18 protein-coding genes are annotated in these 17016 nt (G+C 64.3%); 17 read left to right on the forward strand and 1 reads right to left on the reverse strand.

Going from position 1 to position 17016, the window contains the following annotated elements; genetic code table 11:
• Positions 1–52: 52 nt before the first annotated feature.
• The 16 genes from EOC94_RS12180 to EOC94_RS12260 all read left to right on the forward strand — a co-directional run bounded on the left by EOC94_RS12180 (position 53) and on the right by EOC94_RS12260 (position 15605).
• A complete protein-coding gene (locus tag EOC94_RS12180; protein WP_127290683.1) occupies positions 53–1699 on the forward strand; it encodes a Na+/H+ antiporter in 1647 nt (548 codons plus the stop codon).
• A 118-nt stretch (positions 1700–1817) separates the two neighbouring features.
• Positions 1818–3131: a serine hydroxymethyltransferase gene (gene glyA / locus EOC94_RS12185; protein ID WP_029353390.1), complete on the forward strand. Its 1314-nt coding sequence runs from the start codon at positions 1818–1820 to the stop codon at positions 3129–3131.
• A gap of 83 nt (positions 3132–3214) precedes the next feature.
• Positions 3215–3796 carry a hypothetical protein gene (locus EOC94_RS12190; protein ID WP_185928230.1) on the forward strand — a complete coding sequence of 194 codons (582 nt, stop codon included), beginning with the start codon at positions 3215–3217 and terminating at the stop codon, positions 3794–3796.
• A 150-nt stretch (positions 3797–3946) separates the two neighbouring features.
• Entirely contained in the window at positions 3947–4423 is a 477-nt protein-coding gene (gene nrdR / locus EOC94_RS12195) for a transcriptional regulator NrdR (RefSeq protein WP_023798407.1), read from the forward strand.
• A 2-nt stretch (positions 4424–4425) separates the two neighbouring features.
• Positions 4426–5556, forward strand: a complete 1131-nt coding sequence (gene ribD, locus EOC94_RS12200; protein WP_127290687.1) for a bifunctional diaminohydroxyphosphoribosylaminopyrimidine deaminase/5-amino-6-(5-phosphoribosylamino)uracil reductase RibD — start codon at positions 4426–4428, stop codon at positions 5554–5556.
• Complete coding sequence (locus tag EOC94_RS12205) at positions 5556–6173, forward strand: riboflavin synthase (protein WP_127290689.1); 618 nt, start codon at positions 5556–5558, stop codon at positions 6171–6173. Before ribD ends, EOC94_RS12205 begins: the two co-directional genes overlap by 1 nt.
• Before the next feature lie 59 nt (positions 6174–6232).
• Complete coding sequence (locus tag EOC94_RS35230) at positions 6233–6430, forward strand: DUF1778 domain-containing protein (RefSeq protein WP_126106898.1); 198 nt, start codon at positions 6233–6235, stop codon at positions 6428–6430.
• A gap of 83 nt (positions 6431–6513) precedes the next feature.
• Positions 6514–7008 (forward strand): 6,7-dimethyl-8-ribityllumazine synthase, encoded by a 495-nt coding sequence (ribH, locus tag EOC94_RS12215; protein ID WP_127290691.1) that lies wholly within the window; start codon positions 6514–6516, stop codon positions 7006–7008.
• Positions 7005–7505 carry a transcription antitermination factor NusB gene (nusB, locus tag EOC94_RS12220; RefSeq protein ID WP_095485769.1) on the forward strand — a complete coding sequence of 167 codons (501 nt, stop codon included), beginning with the start codon at positions 7005–7007 and terminating at the stop codon, positions 7503–7505. The genes ribH and nusB overlap by 4 nt, the downstream gene beginning before the upstream one ends.
• On the forward strand, positions 7502–8722 hold the full coding sequence (locus EOC94_RS12225; protein ID WP_095485770.1) for an MFS transporter: 1221 nt from the start codon (positions 7502–7504) through the stop codon (positions 8720–8722). Before nusB ends, EOC94_RS12225 begins: the two co-directional genes overlap by 4 nt.
• Positions 8723–8973: 251 nt before the next feature.
• Positions 8974–9885, forward strand: a complete 912-nt coding sequence (locus tag EOC94_RS12230) for an ABC transporter substrate-binding protein (RefSeq protein ID WP_095485771.1) — start codon at positions 8974–8976, stop codon at positions 9883–9885.
• 252 nt (positions 9886–10137) lie between these two features.
• On the forward strand, positions 10138–11304 hold the full coding sequence (locus EOC94_RS12240) for an ABC transporter permease (RefSeq protein WP_127290693.1): 1167 nt from the start codon (positions 10138–10140) through the stop codon (positions 11302–11304).
• Positions 11301–12239 carry an ABC transporter ATP-binding protein gene (locus EOC94_RS12245; RefSeq protein ID WP_127290695.1) on the forward strand — a complete coding sequence of 313 codons (939 nt, stop codon included), beginning with the start codon at positions 11301–11303 and terminating at the stop codon, positions 12237–12239. The genes EOC94_RS12240 and EOC94_RS12245 overlap by 4 nt, the downstream gene beginning before the upstream one ends.
• Positions 12236–13000 (forward strand): ABC transporter permease, encoded by a 765-nt coding sequence (locus tag EOC94_RS12250; protein ID WP_127290697.1) that lies wholly within the window; start codon positions 12236–12238, stop codon positions 12998–13000. The genes EOC94_RS12245 and EOC94_RS12250 overlap by 4 nt, the downstream gene beginning before the upstream one ends.
• Before the next feature lie 48 nt (positions 13001–13048).
• Positions 13049–13231: a DUF2165 domain-containing protein gene (locus EOC94_RS34540; RefSeq protein WP_245465546.1), complete on the forward strand. Its 183-nt coding sequence runs from the start codon at positions 13049–13051 to the stop codon at positions 13229–13231.
• 232 nt (positions 13232–13463) lie between these two features.
• Positions 13464–15605, forward strand: a complete 2142-nt coding sequence (locus EOC94_RS12260; RefSeq protein WP_095485777.1) for a sodium-translocating pyrophosphatase — start codon at positions 13464–13466, stop codon at positions 15603–15605.
• A 205-nt stretch (positions 15606–15810) separates the two neighbouring features.
• On the opposite strand, the gene EOC94_RS12265 is transcribed toward EOC94_RS12260, so the two are convergent.
• Positions 15811–16353 carry an outer membrane protein assembly factor BamE gene (locus EOC94_RS12265; RefSeq protein ID WP_095485778.1) on the reverse strand — a complete coding sequence of 181 codons (543 nt, stop codon included), beginning with the start codon at positions 16351–16353 and terminating at the stop codon, positions 15811–15813.
• Positions 16354–16467: 114 nt separating this feature from the next.
• Between EOC94_RS12265 and EOC94_RS12270 the strand changes: the two genes are divergently transcribed.
• Positions 16468–17010: a ubiquinol-cytochrome C chaperone family protein gene (locus EOC94_RS12270; protein WP_127291045.1), complete on the forward strand. Its 543-nt coding sequence runs from the start codon at positions 16468–16470 to the stop codon at positions 17008–17010.
• Positions 17011–17016 lie beyond the last annotated feature (6 nt).

Here is a 17016-nt window from a genome sequence, read left to right on the forward strand (position 1 = left end):
CTGGAGGGCGCGCTTTGCGCTGGGTCCGGAAAGCGCCGTTCGGTACAGGGCCATGCAAGTTGCCATCTTCATCCTGGTCGTGCTCGGCTTCGTCGCGGTTTCCGGTGCGCTGGTCCGGCTGGTGCGGGTGCCGTTGCCGGTGCTGCAGATTGCCATAGGTGCTGCACTCGCCTGGCCGGTGCGCGGCGTCCACATCGAGATCGATCCCGAGCTGTTCCTGCTGGTGTTCATCCCGCCGCTGCTGTTCAGCGATGCCGTCACTGCACCGAAGCGCGAATTGCTGGCGCTGCGCGGCCCGATCCTCGACCTTGCCATCGGGCTCGTCTTCTTCACAATCGTCGGCTTCGGCTATGCCTTGCATTGGCTGGTGCCGAGCATCCCGCTGGTCGTCGCCTTCGCGCTCGCCGCGGTGCTGTCGCCGACCGACGCGGTGGCGGTGTCCTCGATCGTCGACAAGAACGTGGTTCCGGCGCGGCTGATGCACATTCTGGAAGGCGAGTCGCTGCTCAACGACGCGTCTGGCCTCGTCATGTTCCGCTTCGCCGTGGCGGCAGTGCTGACCGGCAGCTTTTCCTTCGCCGCCGCTTCGCTGAGTTTCCTCTACGCCGTTGCTGCCGGCATCCTGGCCGGTGTGGTGGCGGTGTTCGCCGCCGCCAAGGCGCTGCAATTGCTTAACCGCATCGGCGGTGTGCCGGCCGAGGCACAGGTGCTGGTGATGATCCTGATCCCCTTCATTGCCTATCTCGGCGCCGAGCATGCCGGTGCGTCCGGAATCCTGGCCGCCGTCACCGCCGGTGTGCTCACCAGTGGGTCCGGCATATTCCGCTATCTCGGGGTATCGGCGCGCATGCAGACCATATCGCTGTGGACGACGCTGTCCTTCGTCTTCAACGGTGCGCTGTTCATCCTGCTCGGCCTGCAGCTTCCCGACATCATCCGCCATGTGCCGCCTGAGCTGAGCAGCCGGCATTGGCTGATCGAGCCGATCCTGACTGTGCTGATCCTTACCCTATGCCTGATCGCGCTGCGCTTCCTGTGGATCTGGGTCGGTGACATCGCGGCACGCCTTGCCGCGCGATTTGGCAAGCGCAAGGCCGAGACGTTCGGCCTGCGCGTGCGGCTCGCCGGCTCGGTGGCGGGCGTGCGCGGCGCCATCACGCTGGCCGGCATCCTGTCGCTGCCGCTCGCCATGCCGGACGGCTCGCCGTTTCCGGCGCGCGATGTGGTGATCTTCCTCGCCGCGGGCGTCATCATCTGTTCGCTTGTCATCGCCAGCCTTGCCTTGCCGAAGATAGCGCGCGGGCTGGTCGAGCCGGGCGAGCATCCCGGTGCTGCCGAGGAACGCCTGGCGCGTGTCGGCGCGGCCAAGGCGGCGATCGCCCGCATCGAGAGCATCGCGGGGGCACAAGACGGGGACGAAGGCGAGGTGCCCGGTGCCCGGCTTGCCGCTGCCGACAGCATCGTCGCCGGTTATCGGCGTCGCATCGCCGCCTCCGACGAGGCCGATGAAGCCCGCACCGAGGCCCGCGAAGCCGGACGGCTCGAGCTCGAAATGAGGCTTGCCGGCATCGAGGCCGAGCGCGCGGCCGTGCGCGCCATGTTTCGCAGCCGTGAGATCAACGACCATACGATGCAGGCGCTGTTGACCGAGATCACGCTTACCGAAGCCTTGCTGAAGGGCCGTCAGGCGAGGAAATAGCCGGCTCTTCGCCTTGCTGCCGCAATCCGGCCAGCAAATTTCGCGCCTCAAACGTGGCGGGGCGGAAGCAACTGTGTTAATGGCGCGGCAGACCCCCCGGACGACAAGGATCTCAAGCATGGCAACAGCAGCGGCAGTGTCGAACAAATTCGAATCCTTCTTCGAAACCACGCTTGCCGATGCCGATCCGGAGATTTTCGGCGCGATCCGCAATGAACTTGGCCGCCAGCGCCACGAGATCGAGCTGATCGCTTCGGAAAACATCGTCTCCCGTGCCGTGCTGGAGGCGCAAGGGTCGATCATGACCAACAAGTACGCCGAGGGCTATCCGGGCAAGCGCTACTATGGCGGCTGCCAATTCGTCGACGTGGCCGAGGAACTGGCCATCGAGCGCGCGAAAAAACTCTTCGGCTGCAACTTCGCCAACGTCCAGCCGAATTCCGGCAGCCAGATGAATCAGGCGGTGTTCCTGGCGCTGCTGCAGCCCGGCGACACCTTCATGGGCCTCGACCTCAATTCCGGTGGGCACCTGACGCATGGCTCGCCGGTCAACATGAGCGGCAAATGGTTCAAGGTCGTTTCCTACGGCGTGCGCAGGGACGATCATCTGCTCGACATGGATGCGATCGAGAAGACCGCCCATGAGACCAAGCCGAAGCTGATCCTGGCTGGCGGAACCGCCTATTCGCGGGTCTGGGACTGGAAGCGCTTTCGCGAGATTGCCGACTCGATCGGCGCTTACCTGATGGTCGACATGGCGCATATCGCCGGCCTGGTCGCCGGTGGCGTGCACCCGTCGCCGCTGCCATATGCCCATGTGGTGACCACCACCACGCACAAGTCGCTGCGTGGCCCGCGCGGCGGCATGATCCTGTGCAATGATGAGGACATCGCTAAGAAGATGAATTCGGCCGTGTTTCCGGGTCTGCAGGGTGGCCCGCTGATGCATGTCATCGCCGCCAAGGCGGTGGCCTTCGGCGAAGCGCTGAAGCCAAGCTTCAAACTCTATGCCGAGAGCGTCGCCGCCAATGCCAAGGCGCTGGCCTCCAGCCTGCAGGAAACCGGTCTCGACATCGTTTCCGGCGGCACCGACAATCATCTGATGCTGGTCGACCTGCGTCCCAAGAACGCCACCGGCAAGCGTGCCGAGGCAGCGCTTGGCCGCGCCAACATCACCTGCAACAAGAACGGCATTCCTTTCGATCCCGAAAAGCCGTTTGTCACCTCGGGTGTGCGGCTCGGCACGCCGGCCGGCACGACGCGCGGTTTCGGCCAGGCCGAGTTCCGCGAGATCGGCAAGCTGATCGCCGAGGTGCTGGACGGGCTCAAGGCCGCAAATTCCGACGAGGGCAATGCGGCCGTCGAAGCCGCGGTGAAGGCGAAGGTGGCCGCGTTGACGGACCGCTTTCCGCTCTATCCATATCTCGGCTGAGCCCACGCAAATTGTCATCCCTTATCGGGTAGGAGAAGCACTGTTCCAGCAGGGACGGTGTCCGGACAGGAGCCTTGACGATGATGCAGATTTTCCGTGTCGCTGGTTTTGGCGCGTTTGGCGTGTTGGCGACATTGACCACCTTGCCGCTGTCCGCCGCCTTGGCACAGTCCGCGCCCACCCCGGCCGCACCTAAGACGGAAACCTTCGGCAAATGGTCCACCACCGTGGACGAGATCGATACCGGTGAGGATCTGCGCAAAACCTGCGTCGCCTCGACCGCCTTTCTCGACGCGAGCGGCACCAGCGGCACCCTCACGCTCGCCATCTCGAACGGTGATGCAGTGCCGCCCGATGGCTATCCGACCCTTGTCGTCGCCATGAAAAACAAGGACTTGCCGACTGGCGAGAACATTCCGGCGGTGTTCGGCGACAGCAACGGCAAGGTCAAGGCGACCGTCAATGCCCTTGCCGGCGGGAAGTGGATGTTGAACAACAAGACCGAGGTCAGTCTGGCGCTGCTGCGGGCCATGCGCCGCGCCAGCTCACTCGATGTCACCTTCGGCGACACGCCAGTCGCGACTGTATCGATGGACGGCTTCACCAAGGCCTATCGCAGCCTCGGCGTATCCTGTGGATTCCCGACCGGCGATGTCGCGCCGTAATCGGCCGGCGTTGCCGTCTGGCATGATGCTGGCAATTTTCCTCGCGCCTCGCTATCTCTGAGGCGCGAGAGGCCATCCCCGGTGCTTTGCCATCCCGACAAAAACCTCTAAGCCTTTCGCTCCACGAGAATCGCGAACAAAAGGCTCTCCATGCGCTGTCCCTACTGCCAGTCCGAAGATACGCAGGTGAAGGATTCGCGCCCCGCCGAAGATGGCGCGGCGATCCGCAGGCGGCGCGTCTGCCCCGATTGCGGCGGTCGCTTCACCACCTTCGAGCGTGTGCAGTTGCGCGACCTCGTGGTGGTGAAGAAGTCCGGACGCAAGGTGCCCTTCGACCGCGACAAGCTGCTGCGCTCGGTCGAGATCGCGGTGCGCAAGCGCAATGTCGATCCCGAGCGCATCGACCGCGCGGTGACCGGCATCGTGCGCCAACTCGAAAGCTCGGGTGAGACTGAAGTCGCCTCGGGCGAGGTCGGCCGCCTGGTGATGGAGGCGCTGAAGTCGCTCGACGATGTCGCTTATGTGCGCTTCGCCTCGGTCTATCGCAATTTCCGCGAGGCCAAGGATTTCCACGACGTGCTGGGCGAACTGAAGGGTGACGAGCTCAAGGAAGAGGACGCCGGCTGAGCATGGCAAGGCCCGGGCGCAGTCAAGCCGAACAAGAGGTTCTTGATCGCCGCTTCATGGCGGCGGCACTCAGGCTGTCGCGGAAAAACGCCGGGCGGACCTCGACCAACCCTTCGGTCGGCACGCTGATCGTGCGCGACGACGGCACCGGGCCGATGATCGTCGGCACCGGTGTCACTGCTGTCGGTGGCCGGCCGCATGCCGAAACGGAAGCTCTGGCCGAGGCCGGCGAGCTGGCCCGCGGTGCCACCGCCTATGTCACCCTGGAGCCCTGCGCCCACCATGGCCGCACGCCGCCTTGCGCCAATGCGCTGCTCAATGCCGGAGTCACGCGGGTGGTTGGGGCTGCGAGCGACCCCGATCCACGCGTGTCCGGCAATGGCTATGTGATCCTGCGTGCCGCCGGTGTCGAAGTGGTCGAAAAGGTGCTGGTGGCAGAAGCCGCCGAGCAAATGGCCGGCTATCTCACTCGATCTCTCAAAAAGCGTCCGGAAGTGATTCTGAAACTTGCACTTTCCAGCGACGGCAAGATCGGCATGGAAGGCGAGGGGCAGGTCTCGATCACCGGCGACATCGCTCGGCGCGAAGTCTATCTGATGCGGGCCGAAGCCGACGGCATACTGATCGGCATCGGCACGGCGCTGGAGGACGATCCGGCGCTGACGGTGCGGTTGCCGGGGCTGGAAAACCGTTCGCCGGCGCGCATCGTGCTCGATCGCCAGATCAGGCTGCCGGAGACGTCGAAACTGGTAGCCGGCGTCGACCGGGTTCCGCTCTATGTCGCCGCCTGTGCTGAAGCCGATCCGCACCGGCGGGCCGCGCTCGAACGCGTCGGCGTGCGCTTCATCGGCACTGAGACGTATGAAGGCGATATTGCGCTGCCGGAGCTGCTCGAGGACCTGGCCGCTCTCGGCATGGCGAGCGTGCTGGTCGAGGGCGGCGCCAAGGTGGCCAGGGCCTGCCTCGCCGAAGGGCTGGTCGACCGCATCGTGCTGTTCCAGGGGCCGGAGCCGATTGGCAAGGGCGGCATTGCATCGCCCATCGACGCCAGCCATATCCCGGCAGGATTTCGCAAATTGCGCGACATGCGTTTCGGCGAAGACACATATGCGGAATGGATAAGGGACATCTGATGTTTACCGGAATTGTCACCGATGTCGGCACCGTCGCTGCCGTCAAGCCACTGAGGGAAGGGGTCGGCTTGCGTATAGACACCGCCTATGACCCTGAAACAATCGCCATTGGGGCTTCGATTTCTTGCGGCGGCGTCTGCCTGACCGTGACGGCGCTGCCGGAAAGCGGCGCCAATGCGCGCTGGTTCGAGGTTGAGGCGTGGGAAGAGGCGCTCCGGCTGACGACAGCGGCTGACTGGAAATCCGGCGCCAGGATCAATCTGGAGCGGGCGCTGAAAATCGGCGACGAGCTCGGTGGCCACATTGTATCAGGCCATGTCGACGGCATGGCCGAGATCGTGGGGCGCAAGGAGGAAGGCGACGCCGTGCGCTTCACGCTGGACGCGCCGCGCGACCTGGCCAAGTTCATCGCGCCCAAGGGCTCCGTCGCGCTCGACGGCACCTCGCTCACCGTCAACAAGGTCGAGGGCACCCGCTTCGACGTGCTGCTGATCCATCACTCGCTGACGGTGACAACCTGGGGCGAACGCCAGGTCGGTGACCGAGTCAACTTAGAGATCGACACCATGGCCCGCTATGCGGCGCGGCTAGTGGAGGCGGCGAAAGAGGGGCTTTAGAAATTTCTTCGCAACCCCGAGCGATAGCGGTAGACAGTCGTCAGGAGAACGGAACGGCTATGACTTCGCTTGAATGCCGACCTTTGCAGCTATCTGATCGGGACCGCCAGGTTTTCGTGGATGCTCTTCTCAAGCCGCAGCCGGTCAACGATCGTTTGCGCGACACGGTGCGCAGATATCGGCGGGCTACTTGCTCTCGGGAGGCGGGCTCTGAATTTGTCGGGCCGAAAGACTTGCCTCCGGCACGGCAGGAATAGCCGAGCGCCTAGCAACATTCCAACATCTTCGCTTGCGATCAAACCGGCTTCGGCCTAAGTCACCGGCGATCCCGGAGACATCTATGGCTGGCACATCCCAACACGGCAAAGCGTTCATTCGCCCGAAGAAGAAGGCCCACCTTCTTGTCATCGAGGCGCGCTTCCATGACGATCTTGCCGACGCGCTGCTCGAAGGCGCGACAACCGCGCTCGATGAAGCGGGCGCGACATACGATGTCGTCACCGTTCCGGGCTCGCTCGAGATTCCCGCGGTGATTTCTTTCGCGCTCGACGGCGCCGCCGAAGGCGGGCCAAGCTATGACGGTTTTGTCGCCCTCGGCACCGTCGTGCGCGGTGACACCTATCATTTCGACATCGTCGCCAATGAATCGAGCCGTGCCCTGATGGATCTCTCCGTGCAGGAAGCGGTCTGCATCGGCAACGGCATCCTGACCACCGAAAACGACGAGCAGGCCTGGACGCGGGCCAAACGCTCGGAAGGCGACAAGGGCGGCTTTGCCGCGCGTGCGGCGCTGACTATGATTGCCCTCAAGCAACAGTTGGGAGAGCGATCGTGAGCGAACCCGCATCACCCGGCCAGCCCGCGGCACGCCACGCCAACAAGCGCGGTGCTGCCCGTCTAGCCGCCGTGCAGGCGCTCTACCAGATGGATGTGGCCGGCAGCGGCGTCTTCGAGATCACCGCCGAATACGAGGCGTTCAGGCTCGGCAAGGAAGTCGACGGCGCCCTCTATCGCGAGGCGGACGCACAATGGTTTCGCGCCATCCTCGCCGGCGTCGTCGAGAACCAGAAAACCATCGATCCGATCATCCGCCAGGCGCTGACCGAGGACTGGCCATTGTCCAGGCTCGATTCGACGCTGCGCGCCATATTGCGCGCCGGCGTCTACGAGCTGATGAAGCGAGAGGACGTGCCGGTGGCTGTCATCGTTTCGGAATATGTCGATATCGCCAAGGCGTTTTACGAAGAAGACGAGCCGAAGCTGGTCAACGCGGTGCTCGATCGCGTGTCGCGCCGCGTGCGCGGCGAGGGGCGTGGCAAGGACGCTTCATGACGGCCATTGCTATCGCCGAGGCTGGTAGGGAAGCGCGTCGAACCGCGTTCATCCTTGCGGCCTCGCAGGCCATCATCGGCTCGGCCGCGCCTATCGCCATTTCCCTGGGTGCGCTGGCCGGACAACATCTGCTCGATGCGGACAAGTCGCTGGCGACGGCGCCGGTCACGGGCTTCAATGTCGGCGTGGCGCTCGGTTCCCTGCCGGCGGCAGCCATCATCCGCTGGCTCGGCCAGCGCGACGGTTTCATGGCCGGCACGATTATCACTGCGCTGGGTGGACTGGTCGCCACACTGGCGCTGTTCCACCCCAACTTCTGGCTGTTCGCCTTCGGACTGGCTGTGATCGGGGTGGGCGGTGCCTTCGTCCAGCAGTTCCGTTTCGCTGCCGCCGACAATGCGACGCCGGAGTTCAAGGCGCGCGCCATCTCCTTCGTGCTGGCCGGCGGCGTCGTCACCGCCATACTCGGGCCGCAGATCGTCATCTTCACCCGCGATCTGTTCTCGCCGGTGATGTTTGCCGGCTCGTTTGCATCCATCCTGGTGCTGGCCGCGGTCGGCGCCGCCATTCTCTCTTTGCTGCGCATTCCGGCCAAGGCAACTGGCAAAGTGGAGATCGCCGACAGCGACGCGCGGCCGCTCTCCGAGATCGTCACCAGGCCGCGTTTCGTTGCGGCGCTGTTTTGTGCCGTCGGCAGCTACGCACTGATGAGCTTCGTCATGACCGGCGCGCCGCTGGCCATGGTCGGCTGCGGCCTGTCGACGGACGATGCCACGCTCGGTATTTCCTGGCATGTCATGGCGATGTTTGCGCCGAGCTTCTTCACCGGGTCGCTGATCCACCGCTTCGGCGCCGAGCGGATCGTGGCGGCCGGACTGGTGTTGCTGATCGGCTGCGCCGTGGTGGCGCTGTCGGGCTTGGCGCTGTGGCAGTTCTGGACGGCGCTGATTCTGCTCGGCCTCGGCTGGAATTTCGGCTTCATCGGCGCCACCGCCATGGTGGCCGACAGCTATCGGCCGTCCGAGAAAGGCAAGGTCCAGGGTTTTCACGACTTCGTCCTGTTCGGCTCCGTCGCCTTTGCTTCGCTGATGTCGGGTGCGGTCTACAATGCCTGGGGCTGGGAAATGCTCAACTGGATCATCTTCCCTGTCGTCGTGCTGTGCTTCGTGGCTCTGGGCGCATTGAAGATGACGAGCGCGCGGCAGACCAGCGCATGACCCCGAACCGAAGGTTCGGAAAGGATCATGCGCAAAATCAAAAGTGCTACAGCGTCCTTGCGCGTCCAAACCGACGCGCGGCGCTGTAGTGACATGACGCTGTCGGGACGAGGCAGCAGCGGATTCACCCGCATCCGAACAAAATTATTGCGCCCATCCCCCCTCTTATGAAACCGTGTACCCCGACGGGGCATTGAAGCCATGCTCATATGCGGCAGCCGTAATCCGGTTCTCAGCAAGGGATTTGTGAAATGTTTTCAGTCAAGGTTCTGGCCGGCGCGGCACTGGCGCTCGGCATCACCGCGGCCTCGGCGAGCGCTCAAGTGGTCGTGTCGTCGAAGATCGACACCGAAGGCGGCGTGCTCGGCAACATCATCCAGCTGGTGCTGAACGCCAACAACATCCAGACCACCGATCGCATCCAGCTCGGCGGCACCCCTGTGGTGCGCAAGGCGATCACCGCCGGCGAGATCGACATCTATCCGGAATACACCGGCAACGCCGCCTTCTTCTTCGAAAAGGCCGACGATCCCGTGTGGAAGGATGCGGCGAAAGCCTATGAGACGGCCAAGAAGCTCGACTACGATGCCAACAAGATCGTCTGGCTGTCGCCGTCGCCGGCCAACAACACCTGGGCGATCGCATTGCGCAAGGATGTCTCCGAGACCAACAAGCTGGCGACGCTGTCCGACTTCGGCAAATATGTCTCCGGCGGCGGCCAGGTGGTGCTGGCGGCCTCGGCCGAGTTCGTCAATTCGGCCGCCGCGCTGCCGGCGTTCCAGACCACCTATGGCTTCACCCTGAAGCCGGACCAGCTGATCACGCTGTCCGGCGGCGATACGGCGGCGACCATCGCCGCTGCGGCGAACCAGACCAACGGTGCCAACGCCGCCATGGTCTACGGCACCGATGGCGGCATCGCGCCGTCCGGCCTGGTCGTGCTCGAAGACGATAAGGGCGTGCAGCCGGTCTACCAGCCGGCGCCGATCATCCGCGAGGCGGTGCTGAAGGAGCATCCTGAGATCGAGACGCTGCTGAAGCCGGTCTTCGCCAAGCTCGATCTCGTCACCCTGCAGGAACTGAACGGCCGCGTGCAGGTCGGCGGCGAGCCGGCCAAGGGCGTCGCCGAAGATTTTTTGAAGAAGAACGGGTTTCTGAAGTAGTCAGCCCGTTTGGAAAATGACGCCGGTGCGAGGCGCCCCCCTCTGGCCTGCCGGCCATCTCCCCCACACGGGGGGAGATTGGATGCACGCTCGGCTTCCGCCAATCGCCAACGGGGAAGATGGATCGGCGGCAATGAAGCTGCCGATCTCCCCCCAAGTGGGGGAGATGTCCGGCAGGACAGAGGGGGGAGCGACGGAGCACGACGGTCCTGACGTCAGGTCCTCAAGTCGCCGCCATCGCATAGGTACGTCATGACCATCCGCTTCGACAAGCTCGGCGTGGTCATCGCCGTGATCGTTGCCTATGCTGCTTTCGCGGCGCCCTTCGCCACCTTCCGCGCCAACCGCATCGTGCCAGGCGAGGCACGCTCGATCCTCGACGCTCTGCCTGCGGTGACAGGCCCGCTGCTGCTGGCAATCGTGCTTATCGCGGCGCTCATCGCGCTGTTGAAGACACCGCTGATCCTGCGCCTTGCCGCAAGTGTGGCCGCGCTTGCAGCACTGGCGCTGCTGATCGGGGTCGCCGGCAGGTTCCTGACGCCTGAGGGCAACACCTTTGCCCGCATCTCGCCGGCCTCGGGTTTCTGGCTGCTCATCTTCGCCTTTACGCTTTTGCTCGCCGATGTGCTGACAAGGCTGAACCTGTCGCCAGGGGCGCGGATCGGCGTGCTCGTCGTCGCGACAGCGGCGATCGGCCTGCTGCTGGTCTCGGGAAGCTGGAGCAGCCTGTCGATCCTCAAGGAATATGCCAACCGTGCCGACAGTTTCTGGGCGGAAGGCTCCAAGCATGTGACGCTGGCGCTGGGGTCGCTGGCGGCGGCGGCGATCGCAGGCCTGCCGCTCGGCATTCTCTGCCACCGCGTCGAGAAATTGCGGGCCGGCGTGCTCAACGTGCTGAACATCATCCAGACCATTCCCTCGATCGCGCTGTTCGGCCTGCTGATCGCGCCGCTCGGCTGGGTCGCGACGCATGTGCCCGGCGCGGCTTCCCTCGGCATTCGCGGCATCGGCACCGCGCCCGCCTTCGTCGCCCTGTTCCTCTATTCGCTGCTGCCGGTGGTGGCCAACACCGTGGTCGGTCTTGCCGGCGTGCCGCGCGCCGCCAACGACGCCGCGCGCGGCATGGGCATGACCGAGCGCCAGCGCCTGTTCGGCGTCGAATTTCCGCTGGCTTTCCCGGTGATCCTCACCGCCATCCGCATCGTGCTGGTCCAGAACATCGGCCTTGCCACCATTGCCGCGCTGATCGGCGGCGGTGGCTTTGGCGTGTTCGTGTTCCAGGGCGTTGGCCAGACGGCGATGGACCTGGTGCTGCTCGGCGCCATACCGACGGTGGCGCTCGCCTTTGCCGCCGCCATCATCCTCGACGCGGTGATCGAGATGACCTCCACCAAGAGACGCGAGGCACAACCGGCATGATCGAGATCGAAGGCATTACCAAGCGCTATGATGCGACAACGGTGGTCGACGACGTGTCGATGGTGATCGAGCCGCGCACCATCGCCGTCATCGTCGGCACTTCCGGTTCCGGCAAGACGACGCTGCTTCGCATGATCAACCGGCTGGTCGAGCCGACCGCGGGCGTGATCAAGCTCGACGGCGCCGACAACCGCTCGCTGCCCGGCTATGAGCTGCGCCGCAGCATCGGCTACGCCATCCAGGGCCACGGGCTGTTTCCGCATCGCACGGTGGCGCAGAACATCGCCACCGTGCCGGTGCTGCTCGGCTGGGACAAGGCCCGCATCAAGGCCCGTGTCGACGAGTTGATGACGCTCTACCAGCTCGATCCCCAGGCGTTCGGGCCACGTTATCCGCACGAGCTTTCCGGCGGTCAGCAGCAGCGCGTCGGCGTCGCCCGCGCCCTTGCCGCGGAGCCTAACGTGCTGTTGATGGACGAGCCGTTCGGCGCGCTCGACCCGATCATCCGCAACAAGGCGCAGGAGGATCTTCTGGCGATCCAGAAGCGCTTCGGCACCACCATCATCCTCGTCACCCATGACATGGAAGAGGCGGTGCATATGGGCGACAAGATCGCGGTGATGGATGCCGGCAAGCTGGTGCAATATGCCAAGCCCGCCGAGATCCTGGCGAGGCCGGCCAGCGCTTTCGTCGAGAGCTTGGTCGGTGCCAGCGAAAAACCGTTCAGGCTGCTGTCGCTCGGCCGCGTGCGCGACGCCGTCGAGAAGGGCGGCGCCGAGGGCGAGGCGATCCCCGGCGACGCCAGCCAGCGCGATGCGCTGGCTGAGCTCCTCTGGTCGGGCCGCCCGGCGCTGCCGGTGAAAGGCGCCGACGGCAAGCCGATCGGCCGCGTGACGGTGGACGGATTGGTGAAGCGCGCGGCGAGGCCGGCATGAAAGAGGCTGGCTTAAAAGCTTGGCTTCCATCGCTGCTCAGGCTTGTCCTGGTGGTCTTGCTCATTGCCTTCGTGACCAATCCCGATTGGTTCGAGCCGCTGCTGAAGCCGCTTACCGAGAACAACGCGCCAGTGATCTACAACCAGGGAAGCCTGCTGTCGCTGACGCTGCTGCATCTGAGGACCGTGCTGATCGCCACGGTGGCCGCGACCATCGTTGCTGTGGCGCTCGCCATCCTGGTCACCAGGCCAGCCGGCGTCGAATTCCTGCCGCTGTCGCGCAGCCTGGTCAATATCGGCCAGACCTTTCCGCCGGTGGCGGTGCTGGCGCTTGCCGTGCCGGCCGTCGGCTTCGGCGAGAAGCCGACGCTGATCGCGCTGTTTCTCTACGGCCTGCTGCCGATCTTCGAGAACGCGCTGACCGGGCTGACGACGCTGCCTGTCAACGTGGTCGAGGCGGCGCGCGGCGCCGGCATGACCGGCTGGCAAAGGCTGGTCAAGGTCGAGCTGCCGCTCAGCGCGCCGATCATTCTCGGCGGCATCCGGCTGTCGGTGGTCATCAGCCTCGCCACCGCGACGATCGGCTCGACCGTGGCGGCCAGGACACTGGGCGAGGTGATCATCGCCGGTCTGTTGTCGAACAACCTCGCCTTTATCCTGCAGGGCGGCCTGATCGTCGCAGCCCTTGCTGTGCTGATCTATGACGGGCTGTCGGCGATCGAGCGCTACACCGCGCGCCGCATGGGGCAGGAGACAGCGTAGCGCCCCGGGCGAGGTTCGTTCGTTTCAGTATCCGCCCGAACGCGCCGGGTGATCGAGCGTCACTTCGAGCGTGGTGCCCGTCTCGCCCGCAATCCAGCAGCGGCGGACGACTGCAAAATCATATTGTCCAGCGTCTGGAACGGCCAGCAGAAGGCTTTCATGTTCTACATGACCATGCTGGCGGTGCTGATCGTCGTCGTCCAGCCGGACGGCGACCTGCGCAAAGGCTGACGACCGCCAGCCGATTTCAATCGATCTAATCGGGCGGCGGCGCCGGCGGGCGTGTCGCCGCCCATAGCTTTTGGGCGAAAGCCGGGCAAAAACCGAACAATATCTTGACGTTCACTGCCCTGTTTCGCATAAGCCGGTGCGAAGGGAGCGGATTCCGCGCGCGGAATCCGTTCCCTGTCTCAACGGCCCAGGGAGGGGTTCTTTTGGGTCATCAATCGAGGAAAATCCGGCAATGACCATAATTTCAGCTGTCATCGCCTGCGGTCTGCTTTCAGTCCTTTACGCCATCTGGGCGACACGTTCGGTCCTCGCGGCCGATCAGGGCAATGCACGCATGCAGGAAATTTCCGCGGCCATCCGCGAAGGCGCCCAGGCCTATCTGGCGCGCCAGTACACCACCATCGCCATCGTCGGTGTCGTGGTCCTGCTGCTCGCCTGGTGGCTGCTTTCGATCACCGCCGCCATCGGCTTCCTGATCGGCGCCGTTTTGTCGGGCGCCGCTGGCTTCATCGGCATGCACGTCTCGGTGCGCGCCAATGTGCGCACCGCGCAGGCGGCTTCCAACAGCCTCGCTGCCGGCCTCGAGATCGCCTTCAAGTCGGGCGCCATCACCGGCATGCTGGTCGCTGGCCTGGCCCTGCTCGGCGTCTCGATCTACTACCTGATCCTCACCCATTTCATGGGCCTTCAGCCCAACGACCGTGTCGTCATCGACTCGCTGGTTTCGCTCGGCTTCGGCGCCTCGCTGATCTCGATCTTCGCCCGTCTCGGCGGCGGCATCTTCACCAAGGGCGCCGACGTCGGCGGCGATCTCGTCGGCAAAGTCGAAGCCGGCATTCCCGAAGACGATCCGCGCAATCCGGCCACCATCGCCGACAACGTCGGCGATAATGTCGGCGACTGCGCCGGCATGGCCGCCGACCTGTTCGAGACCTATGCGGTGACGGTGGTCGCCACCATGGTACTCGCCGCAATCTTCTTCGGCGGCACCGCCGTACTCGGCGCCACGATGCTCTATCCGCTGGCCATCTGCGGCGCCTGCATCCTGACTTCCATCGTCGGCACTTTCTTCGTCAAGCTCGGCTCCAACGGCTCGATCATGGGCGCGCTCTACAAGGGCCTGATCGTCACCGGCCTGCTGTCCATTATCGGCCTCGGCGTCGCCACCTCGGTAACACTGGGCTGGGGCGAGATCGGCACGGTCGCCGGCATGGCCATCACCGGCAGGAACCTGTTCATCTGCGGCCTGATCGGCCTTCTGGTGACCGGGCTCATCGTGGTGATCACCGAATACTACACCGGCACCGACAAGCGCCCGGTGAACTCCATTGCCCAGGCTTCGGTCACCGGTCACGGCACCAACGTCATCCAGGGCCTTGCGGTCTCGCTGGAATCGACGGCGCTTCCGGCAATCGTCATCGTCGGCGGCATCATATCGACCTACCAGCTCGCCGGCCTCTACGGCACGGCGATCGCGGTCACCACGATGCTCGGCCTCGCCGGCATGATCGTCGCGCTCGACGCCTTCGGCCCGGTCACCGACAATGCCGGCGGCATTGCCGAGATGGCCGGCTTGCCCAAGGAAGTGCGCCAATCCACCGATGCGCTCGACGCTGTCGGCAACACCACCAAGGCGGTGACCAAGGGGTACGCCATCGGTTCGGCCGGTCTCGGCGCGCTGGTGCTGTTCGCGGCCTACTCTAATGACCTGAAGTTCTTTGCCGCCAATGGCGACAAATATCCTTACTTCCAGGGCATGGGCGAAGTCTCTTTCGACCTCTCCAACCCTTACGTCGTCGCCGGCCTGATCTTCGGCGGCCTAATCCCCTATCTGTTCGGCGGCATCGCCATGACGGCGGTCGGCCGCGCGGCAGGCGCCATCGTCGAGGAGGTGCGCAAGCAGTTCCGCGAGGATCCGGGCATCATGGCCGGCACGTCGAAGCCGAACTATGCGCGTGCGGTCGACCTTCTGACCAAGGCGGCGATCCGGGAAATGATCATTCCGTCGCTGCTGCCGGTGCTCGCGCCGCTGGTCGTCTATTTCGGCGTGCTGCTGATCTCGGGCTCGAAGGCATCTGCCTTTGCAGCGCTTGGGGCCTCGCTACTCGGCGTCATCGTCAACGGCCTGTTCGTCGCGATCTCGATGACCTCTGGCGGCGGCGCCTGGGACAATGCGAAAAAATCGTTCGAGGACGGCTTCACCGACAAAAATGGCGTCAAGCACCTCAAGGGCTCCGAGGCGCACAAGGCCTCGGTGACCGGCGACACGGTCGGCGATCCTTACAAGGACACCGCCGGTCCGGCAGTCAACCCGGCGATCAAGATCACCAACATCGTCGCCCTGCTGCTGCTGGCCGTGCTCGCGCACGGCTGAGGCCGCTTAGCCCCAGGGCCGAAATCCAGACCGAACCCGCGGGAGCGATCCTGCGGGTTTTTCATTTTTGAATGTTTCGCGTGGCCTGCGACAATGGCTGCTGCCTCAAAACGAAAACCCGCAGGATCGCTCCGGCGGGTTTTCGGTCGCCTGAGATGTTGCTGCTTCCAAGGAAGCAAAAGAGAGGAAGAAAGGCCGAAAGGAATCAGCCGCCGGGCATGCCGCCGCTACCGCCGGGTAGGCCGGGCGCCAGCTTGCTGGCGCCGTTGATGATCTGGCTGAGGAAGTTCTGATCCTTGCCGCCGGTCGGCGTGGTCCGCGAGATGAAGTCGAACACCTTGCCGTCCTTCAAGCCGTAATTGGCGATCTGGGTAACGCGCCCGTCCTCGCCGAAATAGACGGCCAGCACCTTCTGGTCGACCAGCCTCGGCTTGTCGAAGGCGACGTAACGCTTGCGCGTCTGTGAGATGTAGTAGAAGGCCTCGTTGTCGAAAGTCGCCTTCGTCGATGGCGTGCCGAGCGCCAGAAGCACCTGTTCGCGGCTTGAGCCGACCGGCACCAGGTCGATCGCCTGCTGGTCGATGACGTAGCCCTGCGTCAGCGTCTCGCTCGGATTGAGATCACCGATCATCTTCGACGAGTTGCAGGCGGAAAGCGCCGAAGCGACCACCAGCAGCGAGATCGCGCCGGCGGACCTTGACAAAGCGGGCCTGGGCAGAAAAGTCGACTTGAATTTCAGCGCGCGCAACTACAACTCCATTAGCTGGCCGCAACTTGCGCTGGGCCGCAAAACCGGTAAACCAGCTTGCTCGCCGATGCAACAAGGCCAATTCAACAAACGGTCCCCGGGAGACCACCCTCAATGTTCCAGCGCCTTTTTGGTCGCGAACGTCACGCCAACCGCGCTATCACCGAGGCGCTTTACGCACAAATCGTGGCAGCGGCGCGGCAAACCGTGTTTTATTCCGACTGGAATGTAACGGACACGCCGCTTGGCCGCTTCGAGATGCTGTCGCTGCACATGTTCCTGTTTCAGCACCGGCTGCGCGGCGAGGGCGGCGTTGCCGGGGAGGTCGCGCAGGTGCTGATCGACGAGTTCTTCATGGATGTCGAGCATTCGCTGCGGGAACTGGGCGTCGGCGACGTCGGTGTGCCGAAGCGCATGAAGAAACTGGCGAAGATGTTCTACGGCCGCACCGCCGCTTATGACGATGCGCTGGAGCGAAATGACCACGACGCACTTTCTATTGCCCTTGCCCGCAATGTCAGGCCCGATGCCGGCGCCTGGCCGCAAGCAACGGATCTGGCCGGCTACGTCGCCGATGTCTCCAGGCGACTCGCGGAACAGCCGACCGAATCGATTGTTTCCGGCACGGTGGCATTCCCCGTCCCCAAGACTATCTAAGGAAAA

The organism is Mesorhizobium sp. M6A.T.Ce.TU.016.01.1.1, from assembly GCF_003997065.1.
In the GTDB taxonomy this organism is placed as follows: domain Bacteria; phylum Pseudomonadota; class Alphaproteobacteria; order Rhizobiales; family Rhizobiaceae; genus Mesorhizobium; species Mesorhizobium mediterraneum.